The 1,549-nt window shown below is 63.7% G+C and carries 1 pseudogene; it reads left to right on the top strand.

Annotated elements, in window-relative coordinates:
* Window positions 1–181 precede the first annotated feature (181 nt).
* Window positions 182–1,526, top strand: a pseudogene (locus EN993_RS35615) (IS5 family transposase).
* The last annotated feature ends 23 nt before the right edge of the window (window positions 1,527–1,549 follow it).

Below are 1,549 nucleotides of genomic sequence, written 5' to 3'. Positions count from 1 at the left end.
GTCGGCCGTGAACTATCCGCAAGCCATTGATCTGGCCTGTTGATTGAGGCGGATAGCGGCTTTGGAATTGCAGGATTAGCGGTATTTGGACGCTGTTTTCCTGCAATTCGGTTTTGCGATTCCCTTGTGGCGCGGAGCGTGATTCACTCGGTTCGGCGGCGGCGAATCGAGGGGACAGCGAATGTCCAGGCCACGCGAGAAGCGCGAGACGGGAGAGCAGGACCTGTTCCGCTCCCGGCTCGACCAAATCATCAACATGAAGCACGAGCTGGTGCGGCTGGCGCAGGCGATCGACTGGCCGGTGCTGGAGGAGCGTTTCGGCGCCGTCTATTCGGACGGCCCCGGCATGCCGCCGCTGCCGACCCGGCTGATGGCGGGGCTGGCGATCCTCAAGCACACCTTCAACCTGTCGGATGAGGTGCTGTGCGAGCGCTGGGTGGAGAACCCTTATTTCCAGTATCTCACCGGCGAGACGTTCTTTTGCCATACGCTGCCGTTCGACCGCTCCTCGATGACGCGTTGGCGCAGCCGTATGGGCGAGGAGCGGATTATGGTGCTGTTGCAGGAGAGCCTCAGCCTCGCGGTCAAGACCGGGGCGATGAAACCGGCCGACACGCGCCAGGTGATCGTCGACACCACCGTGCAGCCGAAGAACGTCATGTTCCCGACCGACGCCAAGCTCATCCATCGGGCACGCGAACGGCTGGTGCGGCTGGCCAAGAGGACGGGTCTCCATTTGCGCCAGAGTTATGTGCGGGTCGGCAAGCTGGCGCTGATCAGCCACCAGCGCTATGCCCACGCCAAGCAGTTCAAGCGGGCCAACAAGGCGCTACGCAAGCTCAAGACCTATCTCGGCCGGACCATTCGCGACATTGGTCGCCAGATCGCCGGCGATCAGGGGCTGGACGCTGTTCAAATGGCCGCTCTACCAGGCCGCCACCGTTCTCGAGCAACGCCAGCGCCAGCGCGGCCGCAAGATCTACAGCCTGCACGCACACGAGGTGGAATGCATCGGCAAGGGCAAGGCGCATGCGCCCTACGAGTTCGGGGTGAAGGTGTCGGTGGCCACCACGCTGAAGCGCTCCAGGGGCGGCCAGTTCGCCCTGCATGCAAAAGCACTGCCCGGCAATCCCTATGACGGCCACACGCTGGCAAGCGTCATCCCCGACATGGAAAAGACCATCGGCAACGAGATCGGCCGCATCCTCGCCGACGCCGGCTATCGCGGCCACAACGCACCGCAGAGCCACAAGCTCAGGGTCTTCACCGCGGGCCAGAAACGCCGCGTCACCCCAGCCATCAAGCGCCAGATGCGACGGCGGTCGGCGGTCGAGCCCGTCATCGGCCACATCAAGAGCGAACACAGAATGGGCCGCAACTACCTCGCCGGCCAGCAGGGCGACACCCTCAACGCCATCCTGGCCGCCGCCGGCTACAACTTCTCCCTCCTGCTCAGGTGGCTGAAGGGGTTTTTGTCGCTCTTGATTGCCCTGCTTCAAATCCGGCCGAAGCCGGTCGCCGCTTAGGGCTCGGATTGTTCACGGTCGAC

The sequence above is a fragment of the Mesorhizobium sp. M7D.F.Ca.US.004.01.2.1 genome (assembly GCF_003997785.1).
In the GTDB taxonomy this organism is placed as follows: Bacteria; Pseudomonadota; Alphaproteobacteria; order Rhizobiales; family Rhizobiaceae; genus Mesorhizobium; species Mesorhizobium loti.
This window is presented reverse-complemented; position numbering and strand designations above follow the sequence as displayed.